The organism is Tabrizicola sp. YIM 78059 (assembly GCF_004959785.1).
GTDB lineage: Bacteria > Pseudomonadota > Alphaproteobacteria > Rhodobacterales > Rhodobacteraceae > Tabrizicola > Tabrizicola caldifontis.
The window spans coordinates 330,159-353,270 of record NZ_SJZH01000003.1; the positions used below are offsets into that span (position 1 = coordinate 330,159).

At 66.2% G+C, this 23,112-nt stretch carries 23 protein-coding genes; 12 read left to right on the forward strand and 11 right to left on the reverse strand.

Features of this window, described 5'->3' with window-relative positions; all coding sequences use genetic code 11:
- Positions 1 to 2 precede the first annotated feature (2 nt).
- From EZM81_RS06360 to EZM81_RS18255, 5 genes are all read left to right on the forward strand, one after another.
- On the forward strand, positions 3 to 407 hold the full coding sequence (locus EZM81_RS06360; RefSeq protein WP_205909966.1) for a DUF2160 domain-containing protein: 405 nt from the start codon (positions 3 to 5) through the stop codon (positions 405 to 407).
- Between the two features lie 85 nt (positions 408 to 492).
- Positions 493 to 2,214 carry an ABC transporter substrate-binding protein gene (locus tag EZM81_RS06365; protein WP_136645166.1) on the forward strand — a complete coding sequence of 574 codons (1,722 nt, stop codon included), beginning with the start codon at positions 493 to 495 and terminating at the stop codon, positions 2,212 to 2,214.
- Between the two features lie 212 nt (positions 2,215 to 2,426).
- Positions 2,427 to 3,911, forward strand: coding sequence for a glycerol kinase GlpK (gene glpK, locus EZM81_RS06370; RefSeq protein WP_136645167.1), 1,485 nt, complete (start codon positions 2,427 to 2,429; stop codon positions 3,909 to 3,911).
- Complete coding sequence (locus tag EZM81_RS06375; protein ID WP_135449275.1) at positions 3,908 to 5,035, forward strand: iron-containing alcohol dehydrogenase; 1,128 nt, start codon at positions 3,908 to 3,910, stop codon at positions 5,033 to 5,035. Before glpK ends, EZM81_RS06375 begins: the two co-directional genes overlap by 4 nt.
- Before the next feature lie 115 nt (positions 5,036 to 5,150).
- Positions 5,151 to 5,327 (forward strand): hypothetical protein, encoded by a 177-nt coding sequence (locus EZM81_RS18255; protein ID WP_169052322.1) that lies wholly within the window; start codon positions 5,151 to 5,153, stop codon positions 5,325 to 5,327.
- Between the two features lie 159 nt (positions 5,328 to 5,486).
- On the opposite strand, the gene EZM81_RS06380 is transcribed toward EZM81_RS18255, so the two are convergent.
- Positions 5,487 to 6,257, reverse strand: a complete 771-nt coding sequence (locus tag EZM81_RS06380) for an alpha/beta fold hydrolase (RefSeq protein ID WP_135449277.1) — start codon at positions 6,255 to 6,257, stop codon at positions 5,487 to 5,489.
- Between the two features lie 95 nt (positions 6,258 to 6,352).
- Between EZM81_RS06380 and EZM81_RS06385 the strand changes: the two genes are divergently transcribed.
- The 3 genes from EZM81_RS06385 to rpmB all read left to right on the forward strand — a co-directional run bounded on the left by EZM81_RS06385 (position 6,353) and on the right by rpmB (position 8,258).
- A complete protein-coding gene (locus tag EZM81_RS06385) occupies positions 6,353 to 6,724 on the forward strand; it encodes a hypothetical protein (protein ID WP_135449279.1) in 372 nt (123 codons plus the stop codon).
- Between the two features lie 138 nt (positions 6,725 to 6,862).
- Complete coding sequence (gene meaB, locus EZM81_RS06390) at positions 6,863 to 7,837, forward strand: methylmalonyl Co-A mutase-associated GTPase MeaB (protein WP_136645168.1); 975 nt, start codon at positions 6,863 to 6,865, stop codon at positions 7,835 to 7,837.
- 133 nt (positions 7,838 to 7,970) lie between these two features.
- The gene (gene rpmB / locus EZM81_RS06395) at positions 7,971 to 8,258 is read left to right on the forward strand and encodes a 50S ribosomal protein L28 (protein WP_135449282.1); all 288 of its coding nucleotides are present in this window, start codon (positions 7,971 to 7,973) and stop codon (positions 8,256 to 8,258) included.
- Between the two features lie 417 nt (positions 8,259 to 8,675).
- Here rpmB and EZM81_RS06400 read toward each other — a convergent pair whose 3' ends face one another.
- On the reverse strand, positions 8,676 to 8,984 hold the full coding sequence (locus EZM81_RS06400; protein ID WP_135449284.1) for a hypothetical protein: 309 nt from the start codon (positions 8,982 to 8,984) through the stop codon (positions 8,676 to 8,678).
- Between the two features lie 355 nt (positions 8,985 to 9,339).
- Between EZM81_RS06400 and lepA the strand changes: the two genes are divergently transcribed.
- A complete protein-coding gene (gene lepA / locus EZM81_RS06405; protein ID WP_135449286.1) occupies positions 9,340 to 11,139 on the forward strand; it encodes a translation elongation factor 4 in 1,800 nt (599 codons plus the stop codon).
- 72 nt (positions 11,140 to 11,211) lie between these two features.
- Here lepA and EZM81_RS06410 read toward each other — a convergent pair whose 3' ends face one another.
- The 3 genes from EZM81_RS06410 to EZM81_RS06425 all read right to left on the reverse strand — a co-directional run bounded on the left by EZM81_RS06410 (position 11,212) and on the right by EZM81_RS06425 (position 14,866).
- Complete coding sequence (locus tag EZM81_RS06410) at positions 11,212 to 11,949, reverse strand: TIR domain-containing protein (RefSeq protein WP_248298143.1); 738 nt, start codon at positions 11,947 to 11,949, stop codon at positions 11,212 to 11,214.
- Between the two features lie 318 nt (positions 11,950 to 12,267).
- Positions 12,268 to 12,744: a BrnA antitoxin family protein gene (locus EZM81_RS06420; protein WP_136645169.1), complete on the reverse strand. Its 477-nt coding sequence runs from the start codon at positions 12,742 to 12,744 to the stop codon at positions 12,268 to 12,270.
- Between the two features lie 130 nt (positions 12,745 to 12,874).
- Entirely contained in the window at positions 12,875 to 14,866 is a 1,992-nt protein-coding gene (locus tag EZM81_RS06425) for an AsmA family protein (RefSeq protein WP_136645170.1), read from the reverse strand.
- 164 nt (positions 14,867 to 15,030) lie between these two features.
- On the opposite strand from EZM81_RS06425, the gene rimO reads away from it, so the two are divergent.
- The 3 genes from rimO (at position 15,031) to EZM81_RS06440 (ending at position 17,182) form a co-directional block, all read left to right on the forward strand.
- Entirely contained in the window at positions 15,031 to 16,425 is a 1,395-nt protein-coding gene (rimO, locus tag EZM81_RS06430; protein ID WP_136645171.1) for a 30S ribosomal protein S12 methylthiotransferase RimO, read from the forward strand.
- A 64-nt stretch (positions 16,426 to 16,489) separates the two neighbouring features.
- The gene (locus EZM81_RS06435; RefSeq protein WP_136645172.1) at positions 16,490 to 16,732 is read left to right on the forward strand and encodes a CDGSH iron-sulfur domain-containing protein; all 243 of its coding nucleotides are present in this window, start codon (positions 16,490 to 16,492) and stop codon (positions 16,730 to 16,732) included.
- An 84-nt stretch (positions 16,733 to 16,816) separates the two neighbouring features.
- Positions 16,817 to 17,182: a thiol-disulfide oxidoreductase DCC family protein gene (locus tag EZM81_RS06440; protein WP_248298144.1), complete on the forward strand. Its 366-nt coding sequence runs from the start codon at positions 16,817 to 16,819 to the stop codon at positions 17,180 to 17,182.
- Here EZM81_RS06440 and EZM81_RS06445 read toward each other — a convergent pair.
- The 6 genes from EZM81_RS06445 to EZM81_RS06470 all read right to left on the reverse strand — a co-directional run bounded on the left by EZM81_RS06445 (position 17,179) and on the right by EZM81_RS06470 (position 23,049).
- Positions 17,179 to 17,541, reverse strand: a complete 363-nt coding sequence (locus EZM81_RS06445; protein ID WP_136645174.1) for a diacylglycerol kinase — start codon at positions 17,539 to 17,541, stop codon at positions 17,179 to 17,181. The two genes, EZM81_RS06440 and EZM81_RS06445, sit on opposite strands and share 4 nt — an antisense overlap.
- A gap of 59 nt (positions 17,542 to 17,600) precedes the next feature.
- Positions 17,601 to 18,074 carry a DUF1993 family protein gene (locus EZM81_RS06450; protein WP_136645175.1) on the reverse strand — a complete coding sequence of 158 codons (474 nt, stop codon included), beginning with the start codon at positions 18,072 to 18,074 and terminating at the stop codon, positions 17,601 to 17,603.
- The gene (gene aspS / locus EZM81_RS06455) at positions 18,074 to 19,870 is read right to left on the reverse strand and encodes an aspartate--tRNA ligase (protein ID WP_136645220.1); all 1,797 of its coding nucleotides are present in this window, start codon (positions 19,868 to 19,870) and stop codon (positions 18,074 to 18,076) included. The genes EZM81_RS06450 and aspS overlap by 1 nt, the downstream gene beginning before the upstream one ends.
- Before the next feature lie 148 nt (positions 19,871 to 20,018).
- Positions 20,019 to 20,627, reverse strand: coding sequence for an aminotransferase class IV family protein (locus EZM81_RS06460; protein WP_371685723.1), 609 nt, complete (start codon positions 20,625 to 20,627; stop codon positions 20,019 to 20,021).
- On the reverse strand, positions 20,585 to 21,721 hold the full coding sequence (locus EZM81_RS06465) for an aminodeoxychorismate synthase component I (RefSeq protein ID WP_136645177.1): 1,137 nt from the start codon (positions 21,719 to 21,721) through the stop codon (positions 20,585 to 20,587). The genes EZM81_RS06460 and EZM81_RS06465 overlap by 43 nt, the downstream gene beginning before the upstream one ends.
- Before the next feature lie 98 nt (positions 21,722 to 21,819).
- Complete coding sequence (locus EZM81_RS06470) at positions 21,820 to 23,049, reverse strand: urate hydroxylase PuuD (RefSeq protein ID WP_136645178.1); 1,230 nt, start codon at positions 23,047 to 23,049, stop codon at positions 21,820 to 21,822.
- Between the last annotated feature and the right edge of the window lie 63 nt (positions 23,050 to 23,112).

Below are 23,112 nucleotides of genomic sequence, written 5' to 3' on the forward strand. Positions count from 1 at the left end.
CCATGACCGCATCCCGCTGGACTGTGATCTACCTTGTCATCGCGGCGATCATGCTGGCCATCCTTGCTGTGCTCTATGCCGCCGTGCCAGTGAAGGACGGGGCGAAGGAATGGACCGGCCAGCTGATCCCCGGCTTCTGGATGGCCTGGACCTTTCCGGTCGCCCTCTTCTTCTGGTGCATCGCGGCGCTGCTGATCGTGATGACGCTGCTTGCCATCCGCTTTCCGGAAACCCCGCGTGTCGGCATCCTGCGGATCGAGACAACGCGCGGCGACCGGCTGTTCATCACGCTTCTGGGTTCGGCCTTCATCCATCTTGGCTGGCTCTACGTTGCGGGCCCCGACGCACTGTGGGGCGCGCTCATCCTCTGCCTCGCCTATGCCGCAGCGGTTTTCCGCTGGGTCTAGTGGGGAAAGCAAGACCCTCGGGCGGAGGAGACAGAATCGCCCGGGGCCACAACCGAAACGTCTCAACATTCTGGGAGGAATCACGATGAGACTTCGCACAACCGCAACGGCCATGGCGCTTGCGCTCATGGCCATGCAGGCCCCCGCCTGGGCCGACATGGAGGCGGCGAAAGCCTTCCTCGATGCCGAGATCGGCGATCTGTCCAGCCTTTCCCGCGCCGAACAGGAAGCGGAGATGCAGTGGTTCATCGACGCCGCCAAGCCCTATGCGGGCATGGAGATCAAGGTGGTCTCGGAGACCATCACCACCCACGAATACGAATCCAAGGTGCTGGCCCCGGCCTTCACCGCGATCACCGGGATCAAGGTCACCCATGACCTGATCGGCGAAGGCGACGTGGTGGAAAAACTGCAGACGCAGATGCAGTCGGGCGAGAACATCTATGACGCCTACATCAACGACAGCGACCTGATCGGCACCCACTGGCGCTATCAGCAGGCCTACAACCTGACCGACTGGATGGCGAACGAGGGCAAGGCCGTCACCAACCCCAACCTCGACATCAACGACTTCATCGGCATCAAGTTCACCACCGGGCCGGACGGCAAGATCTACCAGCTGCCCGACCAGCAGTTCGCAAACCTCTACTGGTTCCGCTACGACTGGTTCACCGACCCCAAGACCATGGAGGACTTCAAGGCCAAGTATGGCTATGACCTTGGCGTGCCGCTGAACTGGTCGGCCTATGAGGACATCGCCGAATTCTTCACCGGCCGCGACATGTCCTACATCGGCGGTCCGGCGACCGGCGTCTATGGCAACATGGACTACGGCAAGAAGGATCCCAGCCTCGGCTGGCGCTACACCGATGCCTGGATGTCGATGGCCGGCATGGGCGACATCGGCGAGCCGAACGGCCTGCCGGTCGATGAATGGGGCATCCGCGTGGACGAGAATTCGCGTCCCGTCGGATCCTGCGTGGCCCGCGGCGGCGCGACCAACGACGCGGCGGCGGTCTATGCCGTGACCAAGGCGATCGAGTGGCTGCAGAAGTACTCGCCGCCGGAAGCGCAAGGCATGACCTTCGGCGAGGCCGGTCCGGTTCCGGCGCAGGGCTCGATCGCGCAGCAGATGTTCTGGTACACCGCCTTCACCGCTGACATGGTCAAGCCCGGCCTGCCGGTGATGAACGAGGACGGCACGCCCAAGTGGCGCATGGCCCCCTCGCCGCATGGCGTGTACTGGAAGGAAGGCATGAAGGTCGGCTATCAGGACGCCGGGTCCTGGACCCTGCTCAAGTCCACCCCGGTGGACCGCGCCCAGGCGGCCTGGCTTTACGCCCAGTTCGTCACCTCGAAGACCGTGGACGTGAAGAAGTCCCATGTCGGCCTGACCTTCATCCGCGAATCGACCATCCAGCACCAGAGCTTCACCGACCGCGCACCACAGCTTGGCGGTCTGGTCGAGTTCTACCGCTCTCCCGACCGGGTGCGCTGGTCGCCGACCGGGACGAACGTGCCGGACTATCCGAAGCTGGCCCAGCTGTGGTGGCAGAACATCGGCGACGCCATGTCGGGGGCCAAGACCCCGCAAGAGGCGCTGGATGCACTCTGCGCCGAGCAGGAGAAGGTGCTGGAACGTCTGGAACGCTCTGGCGTGCAGGGCGACATCGGCCCGAAGCTGAACGAGCCGCAGGATCCGCAGGTCTGGCTTGATGCCCCCGGCGCCCCGGTCGCGAAGCTCGAGAACGAGGACGAAGAGCCCAAGACCATCAGCTATGACGAGCTGATCAAGTCCTGGCAGTAAGCCTTCCGGGGCGGGCGGTGCCGCATGGCGCCGCCCGCGCCAAGTTTCTTGCAAGAAATTTGGCAAGAATTTTCGAAAATTCTTGCCCAAGCCGCTGGCGCCGGGCATCGGACAACCGTTAAGGTTTTCTGGCTGCCTACGGGCAAGCGCTTGAAATCGCTCGACCCTACCTGTCTGTCCCGCGTGGACGCAGCTTTCCGCAGGCTCGCCCCATGACCCACATCCTTGCCATCGATCAGGGCACCACCTCTTCCCGCGCGATCCTCTTCGATGCATCGCTGCGGCCGGTCGCGACCGCGCAGGAGGAATTCGCCCAGCACTACCCCAGCCCCGGCTGGGTGGAACATGCCCCGGCCGATCTCTGGTCCACCGTCGCGGCAACTGCGCGGGCCGCGATCGAGAAGGCGGGGATCAAGGCCACCGACATTGCCGCCATCGGCATCACCAACCAGCGCGAGACGACCCTGATCTGGGATCGCGCCACCGGCCAGCCGATCCACCCCGCCATCGTCTGGCAGGACCGCCGAACCGCCGAGACCTGCGCCGATCTCAAGGCCGCCGGGCACGAGGCCATGATCACCGAACGCACGGGCTTGCTGCTTGACCCCTATTTCTCGGGCACCAAGGTCAAGTGGCTGCTTGACAATGTCGAAGACGCCCGCCCCCGGGCCGAGCGGGGCGAGCTTGCCTTCGGCACGGTGGACAGCTGGCTGATCTGGAACCTGACCGGCGGCAAGGTGCATGCTACCGACGCCACAAACGCCTCGCGGACCATGCTTTACAACATCGCCGAAGGCCGCTGGGACGCAGACATCTGCCGGCTTCTGGGAGTGCCCATGGCCCTCCTGCCCGAGGTGAAGGACTGCGCCGCCTATTTCGGCACCACCCGGCCCGATCTTTTCGGCCGCGAGATCCCGATCCTTGGCGTTGCGGGCGACCAGCAGGCGGCAACCGTGGGCCAGGCCTGCTTCAGCCCCGGCATGATGAAGTCAACCTACGGCACCGGCTGCTTTGCCCTGCTGAACACAGGGCGGGACAGGGTGCCCTCGAAAAACCGACTGCTGACCACCATCGCTTACCAGCTGAAGGGCAAGCCGACCTACGCGCTCGAAGGCTCGATCTTCATCGCCGGCGCCGTGGTCCAGTGGCTGCGCGACGGGCTGAAGATCATCCGAGATGCGAAAGAGACCCAGCCCCTTGCCGAAGCCGCCGAAGAGGCGCAGGGCGTGATCCTTGTCCCCGCCTTCACCGGGCTTGGCGCGCCCTACTGGCGGCCCGACTGCCGGGGCGCTGTCTTCGGGCTGACCCGCAACTCCGGCCCCGCAGAATTCGCGCGCGCGGCGCTGGAAAGCGTGGGCTACCAGACCCGCGACCTGCTGGAAGCGATGCGCGCCGACTGGGGCACCGAAGCGCAGGGCGTCCTGCGGGTTGATGGCGGGATGACCGCCAGCGACTGGACCATGCAGTTCCTGGCCGACATCCTGGGCGCCCCGGTGGACCGGCCGAAGGTGACCGAGACGACAGCCCTAGGCGCGGCCTACCTTGCCGCAATGCAGGCGGGCGTGGCAGGCGGGCCGGAGGAGTTCGCAAAATCCTGGGCGCTCGACCGCCGGTTCGAACCCGCGATGGACGCCGCCACCCGCGACGCTAAATACGCCCGCTGGCGCAAGGCCATCGCCGCCACGATGTCGGTATGACCCCCTTCGGCATCACAGCGCCCGGTCGCATCCTCTTTGGCCGGGGCGAGGCAGCGAAGGCCCCGAACCTGATCCGCGCCCTAGGCGCGCGCGTTCTGGTGATCCATGGCGCAAACCCTGCCCGGGCGGCCTGGCTGGTGACGGCCCTGGGGCCGGATACGCTGGCCCTGCCTTGTGCGGGCGAACCCACGCTGGCCGACCTTCAGACCGCCCTTGCCACCGCGCGCGCGCACCGGCCGGATTGTGTGGTCGCGCTGGGGGGCGGGGCGGCGCTGGACCTCGGCAAGGCGCTGGCGGCGCTGATCCCCGCCCCCGACGGGCCGATGGAGCATCTTGAGGTTGTGGGCAAGGGCCTGCCGCTGACCGCCAACCCCTTGCCCTACGTCGCGCTGCCTACCACGGCTGGAACCGGAGCCGAGGTAACGAAGAACGCGGTCATCGGCTTGCCTGATCTGGGCCGCAAGGTCAGCCTCCGCGACGACCGGATGGTGGCGCGGCTGGCCATCGTCGATCCGGCGCTGACGGACGGTTGCCCGCGGACGGTGACTCTGGCCTCGGGCCTCGACGCCGTGACGCAGGTTATCGAGCCCTATGTCTCGCTCAAGGCCACACCCTACACCGATGCGTTGGCGCGGCCCGCCATCGCCACCGGGATGCAGGCGCTGATGCGCCTGATGCGGGGCGAAGAGGCCGAGGCGCGGGATCGCATGGCTTGGGTCAGCTTGTGCGGCGGGCTGGCGCTGGCCAATGCAGGGCTGGGCGCGGTGCACGGGCTGGCGGGCGTGATCGGCGGGATGACCGGCGCAGCCCATGGCGTGATCTGCGGCGCGCTGCTTGGCCCGGTCCTGGCCGCGAACCGGGCAGCGGCAACGGGCGCGGCCCGGGCGCGGCTGGACGAGGTCTGTTCCATCATTGCCACGCAACTTGGCTGCTCGGTCGAGGCCGCGCCCCTTGCGCTTCAGTCCTGGGCGCGGGGAGCCGGCTTGCCCGGCCTTGCCGAGCTGGGCCTCGCCGCAAGCGACCATGCCCGGGTTGCCGAGGCGGCCTGCTCGGCCTCGTCGATGAAGGGAAACCCAGTCCCGCTGTCGCCAGAGGCACTGTGCATGGTGCTGGCGACCGCCTGACGGCGATGTGCCGCACGAGGGGGCACCTCCTCGCGGAAACTTGATCGGGATCAAGGCATGCCTGACCGGGCCCCGCCAGTTTCGGCACAGGCATCAATCGCAGAAGGGTTCCGCAATGCGCCTGATGATGATCCTGTTTTCCATGATTGGCGTGGCGATGGCCGGGTCAGGGGTCATACTGGTCCTGTCCCTTGGCTACGTCACGCTATGGCCAATCGTCGGGGCAGCGGCGGCGGGGGCGATCCTCGCCTTGCCGGTCAGCTGGTTCGTCGCCCGGCAGATCCAGACCTGAGCCGGCCCGAGGCAAGGCGCAGCAGCGGCCAAAAGGTGCATTCCCCATTCCGTCAGGAACGGCGAGAGGGCGGCAGCGACCCGTCTCATTCTGCCCTGCTGCCTGCATCACGCGAGCTGGCGGGCGCCTGCTGCACTGTGCAGGCGGTTCGGCGCAGTTCTAGGTGTCCAGGAAGACCCTGACGGTTTCCTCGAATTCACGCGGCTTCTCGGCGTGCAGCCAGTGCCCTGCGCCGGGGATCCTTGCAAAACGCGCCTTTGGGAACAGGGCCCGGATCGTCTCGCGGTGCTCGGGGCGGACATAGGGGCTTTCCGCCCCGGTCAGGAACAGCACGGGTCCGTCGAAGCGCCCCTGTGTGCCGGGCCAGCCGACGATCTTCGGCATCTCGGCTTCCAGAACTTCCAGGTTCAGCTTCCAGCGCGGCGGGTGCTGGCGCAGATCCAGCGATTGCAGGAAGAAGGCCCGCAGCGCCGGATCCCCCACCCCCGCCGCGGCAAGTGCGGCATCGGCCTCGGCGCGCGAGGTGATGCGTGTCAGATCCAGAGAGGCCATGGCGCGGGCATGGCGCGTCTGGTCATGTTCGTAGGCCACCGGGGCGATATCGGCGACGATCAGCCGCCGGATCAGCCCCGGCTGCGTCAGCGCCAGCTGCATTGCCGCTTTCCCCCCCATCGAATGCCCCAGCAGATCGACAGGTGCGCCGATGGCCCTTATGACTTCTGCCAGGTCGGCTGCCATCTCGGGATAGCCATGCACCGGAAAGCGCGGGCTGTCGCCGTGGTTGCGCATGTCCACTGCCACGACATCCCGGCGGTCGGCCAGCCGGCGCGCGATCACCCCCCAGTTCCGCCCCGAACCGTACAGGCCATGGGCAATCACCAGGGTCGGGGCAAGGGACGCAGCGGCCGGATGGCGGATCGTGGCAAGCATGGCGACTGTCTAGCCCTGTCGGTGTGGCGTGACCAGACCGGTTGAATAGCGCCTGCCTTGGCCTTAGCTTCACAACCGAACCAGGAGGGTCAGGCATGAGCGCGGTTGCGATCCAGCAGATGGCCGATCGGGTGGCGCAGCTTCTTGAAGAGCGCCTGGCCGTGAGCGGGCGCGATCTGGCGGCAAAACTGCGCCGCGGCGGGCGGCTGCTGCCCAGGCGAGTGCGCGAGGGGGCCGAACTTCTGGCTGTTTCGGCCGAACGGGCGCAGAACCCAAAGCTTCTGGGCCAGATCGACATGGGCGCGGTAGCTGAAGCCTATGACGCCTGCGTGCGCCACCTGACCGCCATCGACCCCGCCAGTCGCCGGAAGGAAACGATTGCCGGCATGGTGGGCTTTGTCGGCTACGGCATCCTGTTCCTGATCGTCGCGGTCATCGCCGTGCTGGTCTGGCGCGGATTTCTGTAGCCCCGCCCCCTGAGGGTGGCAGAGCGGGCCCACCGGCGCATCCTGCGGCAAGGCAAGACCCTGTTGCCACAGCCATTCGACGCAAAAAACTTCTGGCCGCCCCTCGCCAAGTCTGGTCCGATCCGGCACAAAGCCGGCATGGACACCGCAGACCGCGCCCGACTGATCCGTAACGGCGACCGCCGGGCGCTTGCCCGTGCGATCACGCTGGTCGAAAGCGCCCGCCCCGACCACAGGGCACAGGCGCTGGCGCTGCTGGACGCGCTGCGCGAACCGAGGCGCGAGGCGCTGCGCATCGGGCTGTCCGGCACGCCGGGCGTCGGCAAGTCCACCTTCATCGAAACCTTCGGCCTGATGCTGACCGGGCAGGGCCTCAAGGTCGCCGTGCTGGCGGTCGATCCCTCCTCGGCGCGCTCCGGCGGCTCGATCCTCGGCGACAAGACGCGAATGGAACGGCTCTCGCGCGACCCGCGCGCCTTCATCCGCCCCTCGCCCAGCCAAAGCCAACTCGGCGGCGTCGCACGCCGCACGCGCGAGGCGGTGGCCTTGTGCGAGGCCGCGGGCTTCGACGTGGTGCTGATCGAGACGGTGGGCGTCGGCCAGTCGGAAACCGTGGTGGCGGAACTCTCCGACCTCTTCCTCCTCCTCCTCGCCCCGGCGGGCGGGGACGAGTTGCAGGGCGTGAAACGCGGGATCATGGAGATGGCCGACCTGATCCTGGTCAACAAGGCCGACGGCGACCTGAAACCCGCCGCTCTGCGCACGGTGGCCGACTATGCCGGGGCGCTGCAACTCCTGCGCCGCCGCCCGCAGGATCCACCGGGCTTCCCCAAGGCGCTGCCGGTCTCGGCTCTGGCCGACGACGGGCTGGACGCCGCCTGGGAGGCGATGCAGACGCTGGTCGCCTGGCGCAAGGAACACGGCCACTGGGACCGCACCCGCGCCGCCCAGGCCCGCCACTGGTTCGAGGAAGAGGTGCGCCAGGGCCTTCTGGCCGCGCTTTCGCGCGAGCCGCAAAAGGGTCTGATGGCCAGCCTCGGCGACCGGGTGGCCGAGGGCGCGCTTACCCCCGAGGCCGCGGCGGCAGAGATGCTGCGGCTGCTTGGGCGCTAAGCTCAGGACCGGCCGGATCGCGCGCCTTCCCGCTTGACCTTGGCGCGCGTTCCCCGTAAACGCCCCCAATCGCATTCGAGGGCCGGGGATTCCCCGCCTTCCCCCGCTTTTGACGAATCGAAGGAACACCGCAATGTCGCGCGTCTGCGAACTCACCGGCAAGGGACCGATGACGGGCAACACCGTCTCCCACGCCAACAACAAGTCCCGCCGCCGGTTCCTGCCGAACCTGAACGAGGTTACGCTGATCTCGGACGTGCTGGGGCAGTCGTTCAAGCTGCGTGTTTCGGCAGCCGGCCTGCGCTCGGTCGATCACCGGGGCGGTCTTGACGCTTATCTGGCCAAGGCCAGGGACGAGGATCTTTCGCCCGCCGCGCTGAAGATCAAGAAAGAGATCGCCAAGGCCCAGGCTGGCGCCTGAGCCATCGCAATCACGTAATAGGGCCCCGTCTTCCGGTCGAAGGCGGGGCCCTTTCGCATGGGCGGCTTCGCGCCCTCCGGAGACCAAAGGCGCACTTCCCGGTTGACTGTGCGGGAATCACGGCCGCCCCTTCCCGTCATGTCGCCTTGATAAGGAAGCAAGCAGCGTCCTTGTCCCGTCGGTGATCTTTGGTACACACCTGACCCGTGCCCAGAGGTGCAACCCGAACCATGCCGGCATCTGCGTTCCGGAAGCCCCTGACGCCGATTGCGCCGAAGGATCGGGAACGGCCCGATCCATGTCACGGACCCGATCCATGCGATCGGCACCGATATCCATGAACTGGGCACTCACGGCGATCGGCTTGCCTGCAAGCCGAAGAAGTGGCGCGCGCGGTCTTCCCGCCTGCCAGCGGGTTCAGCGGCCGCAATAGGCCTCGGCTGTCTGGCCGAAGGTCTTGTAACGCTCCCAGAAGGCATCGTCCGCCTTGGTCTGCGACACCCAGGTCGCATGGGCAAGATCGGGATCGCGGAAGAACTTCGCCGCCCGCCGTTGATCGGCACCCGACAATGTCATGTCCGCCGCCTGCTGGATGCAGCTGCAAAGGGCCCTGTTGCCGCCGCGGTCTGATGCCATGCAGGCCCGCTGGATCGGACCGGCCCATACGGCGGCGGACATCATCGAGACGCTGGTCGCCACCGCGACTGCAAGGATATGGATCTTCATATGCTCTGCCTCTGTTGCCGGGCCGACAGACGGGCAAGCCCCCCTCCGCTCCGGTCGTTTTCCTATGGAAACTATGACCGCACCAAGACTTTTTTTCAACCTTGCCATGGGCTTGGCGAAAACCGGCCGATCGGCGCAATTCCTCGCGGACCCGAGCGGCCCCTGCCACAACATCCGGTGCCCCGGGGGCCGGAAGCATCCTGGCCCACACGAAAACGTGAGACACTCTGCCGCATCGGTCGGCATTTCCCCTTCCTGCCAGCACCTCAGCCGGCGCGCCCGCTGGGACGAGAAGCCGAAACCGCATGAGGAGCCCCCCCTTTCGCGGCACCTCGGCTCAGGCTATACGCGCCCCATGATCGAGCTCGACCGCATCCGCAACTTCTCCATCGTGGCGCATATCGACCACGGCAAATCCACGCTGGCCGACCGCCTGATCCAGATGACGGGCACGGTGGCCGAACGCGACATGAAGGCCCAGCTGCTGGACTCGATGGACATCGAGCGCGAACGCGGCATCACGATCAAGGCCAACACCGTCCGCATCGAATACCCCGCGAAGGACGGCAAGACCTATATCCTGAACCTGATCGACACCCCCGGCCATGTGGATTTTGCCTACGAGGTCTCCCGCTCCATGCGCGCGGTCGAGGGATCGCTGCTGGTCGTGGACGCCTCCCAGGGCGTCGAGGCACAGACGCTGGCCAACGTCTATCAGGCGCTGGACGCGGGGCACGAGATCGTACCCGTCCTGAACAAGATCGACCTGCCGGCGGCCGAACCCGAGCGGGTCAAGCAGAACATCGAGGACGTGATCGGCCTCGACGCCAGTGACGCGATCCCGATTTCCGCCAAGACCGGTCTCGGCATCCCCGACGTGCTGGAAGCCATCGTCCACCGCCTGCCGCCGCCGAAGGGTGATGCCAACGCGCCCCTCAAGGCCATGCTGGTGGACAGCTGGTATGACGCCTACCTCGGCGTCGTCGTGATGATCCGGGTCGTGGACGGGGTGATCCGCAAGGGCGACCGGATCAAGATGATGCAGACCGGCGCGGTCTATGGCATCGACAAGCTCGCCGTCCTGAAGCCGCAGATGGTGGACATCGAGGAGCTTGGCCCCGGCGAGATCGGCGTCTTCACCGCCTCGATCAAGCAGGTCCGCGACACGCGCGTGGGCGACACGATCACGCACGAGAAGCGGCCCTGCGACGCGCCGCTTCCCGGCTTCAAACCCTCGGTCCCGGTCGTCTTCTGCGGTCTCTTTCCGGTGGACGCCAACGACTTCGAGGCGCTGCGCGACGCGATCGAGAAGCTTGCGCTGAACGACGCCTCCTTCACCTACGAGATGGAGACTTCGGCCGCCCTGGGCTTCGGCTTCCGCATGGGCTTCCTCGGCCTTCTCCACCTCGAGGTCGTCCGCGACCGGCTGGAACGCGAATACGACCTTGACCTCATCACCACCGCGCCTTCGGTGGTCTTCAAGCTGCACATGAAGGACGGCGAGGTCCGCGACCTCCACAACCCCGCCGACATGCCCGACCTGACCTACGTGGACCATATCGAGGAGCCGCGGATCAAGGCCACGATCATGGTGCCGGACGAATATCTGGGCGACATCCTGAAGCTTTGTCAGGACCGCCGCGGCATCCAGCTGAACCTGACCTATGCGGGCAACCGGGCGATGGTTGAATACGACCTGCCGCTCGCCGAAGTGGTCTTCGACTTCTACGACCGGCTGAAATCGGTGACCAAGGGCTACGCGAGCTTCGACTACCAGATCAGCGGCTACCGCGAGGACAATCTGGTGAAGATGTCGATCCTGGTGAACGACGAACCCGTGGATGCGCTGGCGATGATGGTCCACCGCGACCGCGCCGAGGCCCGCGGCCGGTCGATGGTCGAGAAGCTGAAGGACCTGATCCCGCGCCATATGTTCAAAATCCCGATCCAGGCGGCCATCGGCGGACGGGTGATCGCGCGCGAGACCATTTCAGCGATGCGCAAGGACGTGACGGCGAAGTGCTATGGCGGTGATGCGACCCGGAAGAAGAAGCTTCTGGAGAAGCAGAAGGCCGGCAAGAAGAAGATGCGCCAGTTCGGGAAGGTGGAGATCCCGCAGGAGGCGTTCATCTCGGCTTTGAAGATGGATGGGTGAGGCGCGGCTGCACTCATTGGGATTGCAGCCTTCCGAATGGAAGTGATTTGACCACCTGATAGCAAGTCTTTATTAGAGGTCCTTTACCGCAATAGGATAGCCTTGCGCGCTCATTTCCTTTGCTAGTAGGGGTCCAGCATCTTTTTGCAGGTTATCCTTGAACGGAATGTATATGAGGCCCTGAATGTCTGAGGGCCTTTTCATATTATCCTGCTGCTTCATGAGGATTGCAACATTCTTGCGACCAAGCAGTGTGAGCATCATACCAAGTTCAAGCACCACGTTCTGCCTTGCTCGGAATGCCTTCTCGTCTTCATGACCTGCGCGATGTCCCTCGTCATCGGGTGTCGCCAAGACTATCGCAAATTTAGCTTCACCTGTCGCCTTCTCGAGTTTTTCGATGATGGTTTGCCCTTCATTCGGTAGCTGGTCCAGAATAAGCGGCTCAAGCTTCCAGCGTCTCAGCATGGCTTCAAGTTCAGTACGAGAAGCCATGTCATGGCCATAAACGACAAACACCTTGCTGAGAACCGGCTTCGGACCACCGTTGGCAGGCGCAGCTGCCACTACTTTTTGCTCTACCCCAAGACCCAAGCAGACCTTCACTGGATCCTGGTTCTTACCTTGGACAACTACCTTTCCGCTATCGTACACATTAACGATTGCCCCATTGGCGAGGGTCAACTTGCTACCCGTACCATTTGGCAGACGAGACACATCTACAAGTGCAAAACCTCCAGCTTGGAGGCAATCCTTTGCTTCGTCTATAGTCACATTCGCCCTCAGGTTCTTTGTCGGATATCCAAGCAACTTAGTCCCTTAACCAAGGGTATTGAGAATTTTTCCGCCAATCAAGAATAAGCAATGCGGCAACGCATATTGCGTGTGCCAAGCCACCTCCTGCCTAAATGACGTTCTCCGGTGCAATGGGTTTCACGCACCCCACCCCTTAAACCAAGCGGGACGCGCCGCCGATGACGGAACTCGTCACTGCACTGCCGCCCGTCGCGTCGGCGATCACCACGTCGCCGGCGGCACCGGCTAGGAGGCGTTCGCTGTTTGTCGTCAAGCAGTCCCAGAACGTCAGCAAGCGTAGGGTGCGTGCTCGCAAGCGCCATTCCTTACCCATCACCTCACCCACGGTCTTAACGCCTCCACCTCCGGCGGACCCTCCTCCGCATACCGCCGCTGCAACGCCTCCTGCAGCGCCACCCGGTCCGCCTCGACCGGCTTCCCCTCCTCCCCCTCGAACCCCGGCTTCGGCCCGTCATGGGCCCCCCGGTTGCGGTAATGGGAAATCGTCTCCGCCCCCCGGATCACCCCCGCCAGCCGGGCGTGCATGTAGCTGCGCAGGACGTCGTTGATCCGCGGCCCATAGTCCGGCCCCATCGACCGGCAGAACTTCAGCACATCCGCCTCCAGCCGCAGCGTCACCTTCTCCTTCCCGCTTGTCGGCCGCTTCTGCGCGATCTCGTGCCACTCCGCCGGGATGCGGCCCGTCATCTCGATGGAGTTGTGCAGGTCCCATTTCGGGTGCCGCATCACGTCCATCATGTAGGTCATCTGGGCGGCCTGGCGCGGGGTCAGTTTCCGAAGGTCGGGCATGGGCGGTCTCCTGTGCGGCCGCCATCCTGCGACGAAAAGGTTAACGCCCGCGAAAGCCAGCTACCTGCCAGACAGATGCCAGACGGAAGCCGGCAGGGGGGGCGAGCCGTTCGTTAACGCCCAAGGGCGTTCAGTTCCCGTTCAGGATCTCTTCCAGCGCGCGGCGTGCCTCGTCTTCCAGGGCTTCCTGCGCGCGGCGGATGGCGGCGTCTGCGGCCGATTCGCCCGGGGCGATCTCGACGCCCAGCTCCTGTTTCAGGCGGGCTTCCAGTTCGGCACGGGCGCGTTCTTCCGCGGCCTTTGCTGCCGCCCTGGCACGTTCCTCTGCCGCCTTTGCCTCGGCCTCCATCCGCTCGCGCGCGATGCTTTCCAGATCAAGCCGATAGCTCGGGTCGGACCAGGGCCCGGTGATCAAGAGGGGCACCATCACTCCGCCCGTCCCGTCCTCGGCTGCCAAGGCCGTGGGCCGGATGCGATAATCCAGCTCACGCGCGCCCAGCCCGATCTTGCCCGCGCCCGATGCGGTAAGGTAGGGCGCCACCAGCTTCAGGTCGCTGTTCGACAGGACACCGCCCTCGATGGTGAAGGTGCCGGCCAGAGCATCGAAGATCGTCCGCTGGCCTTCGCCCACATACCCCGCGTCCAGCGTCCGCAGCATCCCCGCAATATCAAGGCCCCGGAGTTCCCCCTTGCCCAGTTCCAGCGCCCCCTCGCCCTTGAGCCCTGCCATGATCTCGGCGACAGAGTTGCCGACGCCCAGGAATTGCAGCTGCACATCCCCGGTCGCGATCAGCCGGTCCCACCCGGCAAGATCGGACAGAAGCGGCTGGGTCTGCATCCCGGCAAGCGAGAGCCGGCCGCCGACCGACAATCCGCCGCGCCCGTTCACCACGAAATCGCCGGTCACCTGACCGCCGTACGCCACCATCTGCCGGATCTCGAACACGGCGCGGGACCGATCCACGGTGACGCGGCCGCGGGTCTCGCCCAGCTTCAGGGCACCCAGATCCAGAGATGGTGCCGAAAACGCGACATCGGCATCCAGCAGGCCAAGGGCGCTGACATCGATCCTGTCCTCGGGCCAACCCGGCGTCTGCGCCCCCTCCGGCGCTGCGTCCCTGACGGCGCCGATCATGATTGGCCCGGCAGTCACCGTGCCCGAGAGCTTTGGCCGTGCCTCGCCAGGCCGCAGGTCAAGGTCACCGGTGATACGGTTCCGGTCTGCCACGATCTCGGCCTCGCGCAGGAAGGCCGCGCCGGTGCCGTCCAGCGTCAGCTGGCCCGTGACCGTCAGCCGGTCCTGTCCCAGCCCCGGCCCGGGGCGCGACAGGTCGCTGCCGATCAGCTGCCCCAGGGCAGGAAGGTCTGCCAGGTTCGCCGTCAGCGCTCCATCTGCGGCCAGTGGGGCAAGACCGGCACGCCCCTCGAAACCGATCCTGGTGCTTCCTGCGGTCAGGCCCAGCGTGACCGGCACCACCCGCCCTGCGGCGAAGGCCGAGAAGACCCCGCCCTTCAGGTCCAGCCCCACCGCCTGACCGCCCGACAGTGCGCTGAGGGTCAATGTGAAGGGGCCGGCATAATCGGGGACGTTCAGCACCGCATCGACATCATCCAGTGCCACCAACCGGCCCGACTGCCGGTCGGCAAACCGCAGGCTGCCGTTGCGAACCGTGCCACGATCCAGGGTGAAGCCCGTCGCCGGGGCAGGCACCGCGCCGGCCCCGGCAGCCTCGCCGCCACCGAAGACCCAGTTCTCACGCCCGTCAGGCGCGCGCTCCAGGTTGATCTCGGGCCGCTCGGCCACCAGTCCGGTGATCCGAACCTCCCCCCCCAGCAGCGCCGAAAGGTTCACCTCGACCGCCAGGCTTTCAGCACGGAAAAGCGGCGCCGCGCCTTCGGCCCAGTCGGCATTGGCAATGCTGACCGGGCCGGTCGTCACCCCCAGCACCGGCCAGAGGCGCGGGCGGATCTCGCCCTCCAGCACCAGCTTGCGGCCCGTCATGCCCTCGAATTGCGCCGACAGCGCGGCGGCGACCCGTTCCGAAGGCACCATCGCCATGAGACCCAGCGCCAGCAGGACCAGAACCGCCAGCCCGGCTCCTATGCGGATGATCCAGCGCATGCCCGCCTCCTGGATTTTATGGTTTTGCTTCGAAGTTTATGCCCCACCGCACCCTGCTGCCAAGCCGGACCTCACCCCACGGCATCAAATGGCCGAGAGCCGTTCGCCCCCCCCGGCGCTCTGGCACCTTTCCACGGTAGCGCCTGCACCGTATAAGGCGGCCCATGTCACAAAACCCGCCCCTCCTTCGCCCCGACCTTGCCCGCGCCCAGGTGCCCGACACCCGTCGCACCAGATCTGACGGAACGGCCCAGCCGACCATCGGCATGGTCAGCCTCGGCTGCCCCAAGGCGCTGGTGGACAGCGAGCGTATCCTGACCCGGCTGCGCGCGGAAGGCTATGCGATCAGCCCCGATTATCAGGGCGCGGATGCGGTGATCGTGAACACCTGCGGCTTCCTCGACAGCGCCAAGGCGGAAAGCCTGGAGGCGATCGGCGAGGCCCTGCAGGAAAACGGCCGGGTGATCGTGACCGGCTGTCTGGGGGCGGAACCCGAGTATATCACCGGGGCGCATCCGAAGGTGCTGGCCGTGACCGGCCCGCATCAGTACGAGGCGGTGCTGGATGCCGTCCATGCCGCCGTGCCGCCCGCACCGCACCCGTTCATCGACCTCCTGCCCGCCTCGGGCGTGAAGCTGACGCCGCGCCATTACAGCTATCTGAAGATTTCCGAAGGCTGCAATCACAAGTGCCGCTTCTGCATCATCCCCGACATGCGCGGCCGTCTGGTCAGCCGCCCGGCCCATGCCGTGCTGCGCGAGGCGGAAAAGCTGGTCGAGGCAGGTGTGAAAGAGCTTCTGGTCATCAGCCAGGACACCTCGGCCTATGGGGTGGACCGCAAGCACGACCTGTCGCCGTGGAAGGGCGGCGAGGTCCGCGCGCACATCACCGACCTCGCGCGCGAGATGGGCAAGCTCGGCGCCTGGGTGCGGCTGCACTACGTTTATCCCTACCCCCATGTGCGTGACCTGATCCCGCTGATGGCGGAAGGGCTGGTGCTGCCCTACCTCGACATCCCCTTCCAGCACGCCCATCCCGACACGCTGAAACGCATGGCCCGCCCGGCGGCGGCGGCGCGGACGCTGGACGAGATCGCCGCGTGGCGCGCCATCTGCCCCGAGCTGACGCTGCGGTCCACCTTCATCGTCGGCTATCCGGGCGAGACCGAGGAAGAGTTCCAGACTCTGCTGGACTGGCTGGACGAGGCGCAACTGGATCGCGTGGGCTGCTTCCAGTACGAGAACGTGAAGGGCGCGCGGTCGAACGACCTGCCGGACCATGTGGCCCCCGAAGTGAAGCAGGAACGATTTGATCGCTTCATGGAAAAGGCGCAGGCAATTTCGGCGGCGAAACTTGCCGCGAAGGTTGGCAAAGTGCTATCTGTGATCGTGGACGAGGTGGACGACGAAGGCGCCACCTGCCGCACGATGGCCGACGCTCCCGAGATCGACGGCAACCTTTTCATCGACGAGGGCTTCGACGGCCTCGCCCCGGGCGACATCGTGACCGTCGAGGTGGACGAGGCCGGCGACTACGACCTCTGGGGCCGACTGGTATAGACCCATTGACAGGCGGGGGTCACGGCCCATCTTGCTGCCCAGCAAAACCCAGCAGGAGCGCCAGATGTCCAGCACCCCGATTGTCGCCGCAACCACCCCCTTCAAGGTCGAGGTCGAGGAAGGCAAGTCCTACTTCTGGTGCGCCTGTGGCAGATCGGCGCGTCAGCCCTTCTGCGACGGCAGTCACAAGGATACGGGCATTTCGCCGTTAAAGTGGACGGCCGATGCCTCCCGTACGGTGTTCTTCTGCGGCTGCAAGCAATCGGCCAAGGCCCCGATGTGCGACGGGTCGCACAAGTCCCTCTGACCCCCGACCGGTCGCTTGGCCCGGATGCGTGACCCACTGTCTCAGGCTCTGGCCGGCGTACCCCGCAGGGCCATGTCCCGGCCCATGACCGATGAAACCCGTGTTCTCTACAATCAGGACTGCCCTATCTGCCGGTTCGAGATCGAGGCCTATCGCCGGCGCGCCGGGTCTCTGGGATTGCCGATCCGGTTCGAGGGTCTCGACCAGGCCGAGGACTGGGGCCTGACCCCCGACCAGGCTGCCCGGCAACTGCACGTCCGGCAGAATGGCCGCGTCCTGTCGGGGATTGAGGCATTCCGGGCACTCTGGTCGGCCCTGCCGGGCTGGCGCTGGCTGTCGCGGGTCTGTGGCTGGCCCGTGATCCGCCCCTTTTCCGAGGTGCTTTATGCGCGGATCGTCGCGCCGGCCCTTTACCACGCGCATCTGCGCCGGCAGCGACGGCACCGCTAGCCCACCAGCACAACCGCCCAGGCCACCCCCGCCGCGATGGCCGCCAGCGCCACGCAGGCCGAGCCGCAGTCCTTGGCCTTCTTGGCCTTGGGGTGCACCTCGGGCGAGACGAGATCCACAACCTCTTCGACGGCGGTGTTCACCAGTTCCGCCGCCAGCACCAGCAGCCCCAACGCCAGGACCAGCGCCCGCTCGCCCGGCGTCAGGTCGAGGGAAAACGCTGCCGCCGCGGAAAGCACATTGGCCAAAGTCCATTGCCGCAGCGTCTTTTCCGTTGACCAGGCGGCGCTGAAGCCTTGCCATGACCAGAGCACCGTATTCGACAGCCGCCGCAGTTCGCCGCGGATAAGATCGCGCATGAGATCCCCCTTCACCCCGGCGGCAGCCTAGGCCGCTGGCCCTGCAGGGCGCAACTGGATCAGCCCTGGAAAGCGAAGCCCGGCGGATAGCTGTGGAAGCCGTCGAAATCCGCCTTGCCCAGCGGCACCCCTGCCGCGCGCAAGGCCGCATAGCCCATCGTCAGATGAAAGAAGAAGTTTGGCAGACCGTAAAGATACAGGAATTCGGTCCCGGTCTGCTGCAATTCGGCAAAGCCTGCGGTGTGGCGGATGATCCTGTCCTCGGCTCCCGCGAACTCGGCGGGACTCATGGCGCCCAGCATGGCGCGGGCTACTGCCAGCCTTGGCCCCAGCGCCTGCGGCAGGTCGGGCACCTCGCGCCCGGACAGGGGGCAGGCGATGCGCAAGCTGAAACCCGCGGCCGTGGCGAACTGCTGGCTGGCCGGGAAGGCATCGGCGATGCGCGCCTCCAGCGCCTCGGGCCCTGCCTTCTCGACCATCGCGGCCACGCGGGCCAGGTAGTGCCGGAAGACGGGGACCGAGGCGTGATACATCACGCCTCCTTCGGCAGGACGCGCAGGCGCAATTCACGCAGCTGTTCGTTGGTCGGCTCGGATGGCGCGCCCATCATCAGATCCTCGGCGCGCTGGTTCATCGGGAACATGATGACCTCGCGGATGTTCTGCGTATCGGCCAAAAGCATCACAAGCCGGTCAATCCCCGCCGCGCAACCACCATGCGGGGGCGCGCCATACTTGAAAGCCTTGACCATGCCGCCAAAGCGCTTTTCCACCTCGTCCCGGCCATAACCCGCGATTTCGAAGGCGCGATACATGATTTCGAGCTTGTGGTTGCGGATCCCACCCGAAATCACCTCATAGCCGTTGCAGGCCAGGTCATACTGGAAGGCCAGCACCTTCAGCGGATCGCCGTTCAGCGCCTCGAGCCCGCCCTGAGGCATCGAGAAGGGGTTGTGGCTGAAGTCGATCTTTCCTTCGTCGGTCTTTTCATACATCGGGAAATCGACGATCCACGCAAAGCGGAAGCAGTCCTTCTCGGTCAGCCCCAGCTCCTCGCCGATCACGTTCCGCGCCTTGCCGGCGATGCCCTCGAAAGCCTCGGGCTTGCCGCCCAGGAAGAAGGCCGCATCGCCCTTCTCCAGCCCCAGTTGCAGCCGGATCGCCTCGGTCCGCTCCGGCCCGATATTCTTGGCCAGGGGGCCAGCAGCCTCCATGCCGCTGCCATCCTCGGCCTCGCGCCAGAAGATGTAGCCCATCCCCGGCAAGCCCTGCTGTTGCGCGAATGCGTTCATCCGGTCGCAGAACTTGCGGCCCACGGGCTCGCCCGACGGCCCCTTGGGCGCGGGGATCGCGCGGACCTCGTTGCCCTCCTGCTCCAGCAGTTTGGCGAAGATCGCAAAGCCCGAGCCGCGGAAATGCTCGCTCACGTCCTGCATGCGGATCGGGTTGCGCAGGTCGGGCTTGTCGCTGCCGTACCACTTCAGCGCGTCGCGATAGGCGATGCGCGGCCAGTCGGAATAGACCTTCCGGCCCTTGCCGAAGGTCTCGAACAGGCCCCGGATCACCGGCTGGACGGCCGCGAAGACGTCGTCCTGCGTGACGAAGCTCATCTCGATGTCCAGCTGGTAGAAGTCGGTGGGGCTGCGGTCGGCGCGCGGATCCTCGTCGCGGAAACAGGGGGCGATCTGGAAATAGCGGTCGAAACCAGCCACCTGGATCAGCTGCTTGAACTGCTGCGGCGCCTGCGGCAGGGCGTAGAACTTGCCCGGATGCAGGCGCGACGGCACCAGGAAGTCGCGCGCGCCTTCGGGCGATGAGGCGGTGATGATCGGCGTCTGGAATTCGGTGAAGCCCTGGTCCCACATGGCATTGCGCAGCCAGCGCACCACGTTCGACCGCAGCATCATGTTCTGATGCATCGTGTCGCGGCGCAGGTCGAGGAAGCGGTAGGTCAGCCGCGTCTCCTCGGGGTATTCGGTGTCGCCGAAAACCGGCAGAGGCAGTTCATCGGCCGGGCCGAGGACTTCCATGTCGGTGACATAGACCTCGATCTCGCCGGTCGGGATCTTCGGGTTGACCAAGGCCGCATCGCGCGCCTTGACCCGACCATCGACGCGGATCACCCATTCGGCCCGCACCTTTTCAAGTGCGGCGAACGCCGGGCTGTCGCCATCGCACAGGATCTGGGTAATCCCGTAATGGTCGCGCAGGTCGATGAACAGCACGCCGCCATGATCGCGCACCCGGTGGACCCAGCCCGACAGGCGGACGGTTTCGCCCACATGGGCCTTGTTCAGCGCGGCGCAGGTGTGGCTGCGATAGGCATGCATCGTCGTTCCCCTTTCCAGGGCCACCAATTCCATCGCGCCGATACACCCTGCCCCGCGCCGCAAGTCAACCCCGCCGCTCCGGCCCCGCTGCCTGCCATTTCCAAAAATACTCTTCGGGGGTCCGTAGCGCGATGTGCCCCCTGCGGTCTCACCCGGGAAACCGGGCTGGAACAAGCCCCCGCAGCGCGTTGCCAACCCAGAGCCGCACCTTCGGCAGATCGTCTGCCAGCAGCACCTCCTCCGGGACGCCAAGCTCGGCGCGCAGCACCCCGGGCAGCAGGCCGCAGGCCACCGGCGGCGTGCGCATCCCCTGCCCGCGGTCGAAGAAGATGGTCGTGATCGTGCCCTCGCAGACCTCGCCGCGCTCGTTCAAGAACAGCACTTCATCCACGCCTTCGGGCAGGGCGGCGCGGGCCGCGTCATAGACCGCGCGCCGGGTGGATTTCACCCGCAGCCAGGGATCGTCCGACGCAAGCCGGGCCGTGGCCAGACCCACCCGCCATTCCGCCTTGGCGGGCGGCAGGGGGGCAACCTGCCACTCCACCTGGCCCGCGCGGTCCAGCGTCAGCCGCAGCCGGGCCGGGTGGTCGGGGCCAGAGGGCGCCAGCTCGGGGCAATCCCAGCCCAGCATCGCCGCCGACCGTTGCAGGCGAGAAAGATGCAGCGGCCAGCGCGGGGCCGCCGTCCCGTCCCAGAGCAGCGTCTCGATCAGTTTCAGCCCGGGCGCACCGCCGCCTTCACGAAGCGCGCTTTCCACAGCGCCTCCTCCCATTCGCCTTGCGCGGTCGAGCCATGCGTCAGCCCCCCGCCCACGTTCATCACGATCCGGTCGCCCGTCACCGAGAGCGTGCGGATCGCCACCGAGAAATCCGCGTCGCCAGAGGGCGACATCCAGCCCACCGCGCCGCAATAGACGCCGCGGGCATGGGGCTCGACCTCGCGGATGATCTCCATCGCGCGGATCTTCGGGGCGCCGGTCACGCTGCCGCACGGGAAAAGCGCCGTCATCAGGCCGGGCAGCGTCGCCGGCCGCTCCAGCACGCCTTCGACGGTCGAGGTCATCTGGTGGACCGTCGAATAGCTTTCGATGGCGTAAAGCGCCGGGACCTTCACCGTCCCCACCTTCGACAGGCGGCTGATGTCGTTGCGCAAGAGATCCACGATCATCAGGTTCTCGGCCCGGTCCTTCTCGGCCCCGCGCAATTCGGCGATGATCGCCGCATCCTCGGCCGCATCACGCCCCCTGGGCCGGGTGCCCTTCATCGGACGGGTGACGATCTTGCCCTGTCGGACCCGGAAGAACAGCTCAGGGCTGCGCGACACCACCACCGGCCCTACGCCCAGATCGACATAGGCCCCGTGCCCCACCGCCCCGGTGCGGCGGAAGGCGCCATAGAGGCCCAGCGGCGTGCCGGACGCCAGCCGCGCCTGCATCGGGAAGGTCAGGTTGACCTGATAGCAGTCCCCCGCCGCGATGTAGTCGAAGACCCGGCGCGCGGCATTGCCATAGGCGCGGCGGCCCACCAGGGGCACGGGCGCGGTCATCGCGGTCGCGCGCCCCTCTTCCGCCGCCCGTGCAAGCGCCGTCTCGGCCGGTTCCGGCGCGTCGAAGACCCCCAGCGCCACCAGCGGCCCGGGGCGGCGGCGGGGCATCAGGCGGGCGAGCTTCGGCTCCAGCGCATAGCCCGCCTCATAGGCGACATAGCCCGCGATCCAGGCACCCCTGGCCCGGGCGGCCTCGGCCCTTGCGAGGGCGCGGGGCACCTCCGCCGGCGCATGGGCGGCAATGACCGCACGCGGCGCGTCGAACAGCGCCGGCTTGCCCGAAGGTCCATGTTCCAGCAGGATCACCGCGCACGCGCCCCAGAAGCTTCTCGCGCCCCAGATAGGCCGATCCCGGCCCCCGCGCCAGTGGCTTTCCCGACACCGCCGCCCGGCTTTCCGACGCGTCAGATCGGGTCGGCACCAAGGCCGCGATACCAGCGCACGATGGCCGCGCGTTCCGAAGGCTCCATCCAGCTGAGGTTTCCCGGCGGCATGGCATGGCTGATCCCGGCCTGAAGGTAGATGCGCCGCGCCTCATGCGCGATCTGCGCCTCGGTTTCCAGCACCACGCCCTTGGGCGGCCAGTGCAGCCCCTCCCAGGCCGGTTCGGCCGCGTGGCACATCGAACAGCGGCCCTGAACGATGCCCACCACCTCGTCGAAGCCTTCAGCCGAGGCCAGCCGCAGCGCCTCGCCCCGAAGTGCGGCCTCCTGGGGCGGAGTGTGCATCGGCGCGGTCGAAAGCCAGGCGATGATGAGGAACAGGATCGCCGTCACCCCCCAGGTCCAGTGCGGATTGCCCTTGCGCGCGTGGCGGGTGTTGAACCAGTGCCGGATCGTCACACCCATCAGGAAGACCAGGCTGGCGATGACCCAGTTCCACTGGGTCGCAAAGACCAGCGGATAGTGATTGGACAGCATCAGGAAGATGACCGGCAGGGTCAGATAGTTGTTGTGGGTGGACCGCTGCTTGGCGATCTTGCCATATTTCGGGTCGGGCTTGCGGCCAGCCTTGAGGTCGGCCACCACGATCCGCTGGTTCGGCATGATGATGAAGAAGACATTGGCCGACATGATCGTTGCAGTGAATGCCCCCAGATGCAGCATCGCCGCACGGCCACTGAAGACCTGCGTGTAGAACCAGCTCATCCCCACGAGAACGACGAACAACGCCACCATCAGCACATTCTGGTCGGCGTTCACGAAAACCTTGCACAGGGTGTTGTAGGCCACCCAGCCGAAGGCCAGCGAGGCCATCGAGATGCCAACCGCCTGCCAGACCTGAAGCTCCATCACCGTGGGGTCGATCAGGAACATCTCGGCGCCCAGATAGTAGACCAGAACCAGAAGCGCGAAACCTGACATCCAGGTGAAATAGCTTTCCCATTTGAACCAGATCAGATGGTCCGGCATCTGTGCCGGTGCGACCAGATATTTCTGGATGTGGTAGAACCCCCCACCATGAACCTGCCATTCCTCGCCGTCCGCTCCGCTGGCCAGGTTGCGGTCGCGATGCAGGCCAAGGTCGAGCGCGATGAAATAGAAGCTTGATCCGATCCAGGCGATTGCGGTGATCACATGCAGCCAGCGGACCGCGATTTCCAGCCATTCCCACAGGACCACCCAGTCATACATCGCGGCCTCCCTTCGTTGTGCCGAAACGCTATCCCGGCGCGGACCTTTCTGTTAATCCATCGA

Excerpts from the sequence above, each read along its gene's own strand:
- rimO (WP_136645171.1), top strand. The coding sequence starts at position 15,031 with ATGTCACAAAACCCGCCCCTCCTTCGCCCCGACCTTGCCCGCGCCCAG.
- meaB (WP_136645168.1), top strand. The coding sequence starts at position 6,863 with ATGGACACCGCAGACCGCGCCCGACTGATCCGTAACGGCGACCGCCGG.
- lepA (WP_135449286.1), top strand. The coding sequence starts at position 9,340 with ATGATCGAGCTCGACCGCATCCGCAACTTCTCCATCGTGGCGCATATC.
- aspS (WP_136645220.1), bottom strand. The coding sequence starts at position 19,870 with ATGCATGCCTATCGCAGCCACACCTGCGCCGCGCTGAACAAGGCCCAT.
- EZM81_RS06440 (WP_248298144.1), top strand. The coding sequence starts at position 16,817 with ATGACCGATGAAACCCGTGTTCTCTACAATCAGGACTGCCCTATCTGC.
- EZM81_RS06400 (WP_135449284.1), bottom strand. The coding sequence starts at position 8,984 with ATGAAGATCCATATCCTTGCAGTCGCGGTGGCGACCAGCGTCTCGATG.
- EZM81_RS18255 (WP_169052322.1), top strand. The coding sequence starts at position 5,151 with ATGCGCCTGATGATGATCCTGTTTTCCATGATTGGCGTGGCGATGGCC.
- EZM81_RS06375 (WP_135449275.1), top strand. The coding sequence starts at position 3,908 with ATGACCCCCTTCGGCATCACAGCGCCCGGTCGCATCCTCTTTGGCCGG.
- EZM81_RS06380 (WP_135449277.1), bottom strand. The coding sequence starts at position 6,257 with ATGCTTGCCACGATCCGCCATCCGGCCGCTGCGTCCCTTGCCCCGACC.
- EZM81_RS06360 (WP_205909966.1), top strand. The coding sequence starts at position 3 with ATGACCGCATCCCGCTGGACTGTGATCTACCTTGTCATCGCGGCGATC.
- EZM81_RS06470 (WP_136645178.1), bottom strand. The coding sequence starts at position 23,049 with ATGTATGACTGGGTGGTCCTGTGGGAATGGCTGGAAATCGCGGTCCGC.
- EZM81_RS06450 (WP_136645175.1), bottom strand. The coding sequence starts at position 18,074 with ATGTATCACGCCTCGGTCCCCGTCTTCCGGCACTACCTGGCCCGCGTG.
- glpK (WP_136645167.1), top strand. The coding sequence starts at position 2,427 with ATGACCCACATCCTTGCCATCGATCAGGGCACCACCTCTTCCCGCGCG.
- EZM81_RS06420 (WP_136645169.1), bottom strand. The coding sequence starts at position 12,744 with ATGCCCGACCTTCGGAAACTGACCCCGCGCCAGGCCGCCCAGATGACC.
- EZM81_RS06435 (WP_136645172.1), top strand. The coding sequence starts at position 16,490 with ATGTCCAGCACCCCGATTGTCGCCGCAACCACCCCCTTCAAGGTCGAG.
- rpmB (WP_135449282.1), top strand. The coding sequence starts at position 7,971 with ATGTCGCGCGTCTGCGAACTCACCGGCAAGGGACCGATGACGGGCAAC.
- EZM81_RS06425 (WP_136645170.1), bottom strand. The coding sequence starts at position 14,866 with ATGCGCTGGATCATCCGCATAGGAGCCGGGCTGGCGGTTCTGGTCCTG.
- EZM81_RS06445 (WP_136645174.1), bottom strand. The coding sequence starts at position 17,541 with ATGCGCGATCTTATCCGCGGCGAACTGCGGCGGCTGTCGAATACGGTG.
- EZM81_RS06365 (WP_136645166.1), top strand. The coding sequence starts at position 493 with ATGAGACTTCGCACAACCGCAACGGCCATGGCGCTTGCGCTCATGGCC.
- EZM81_RS06385 (WP_135449279.1), top strand. The coding sequence starts at position 6,353 with ATGAGCGCGGTTGCGATCCAGCAGATGGCCGATCGGGTGGCGCAGCTT.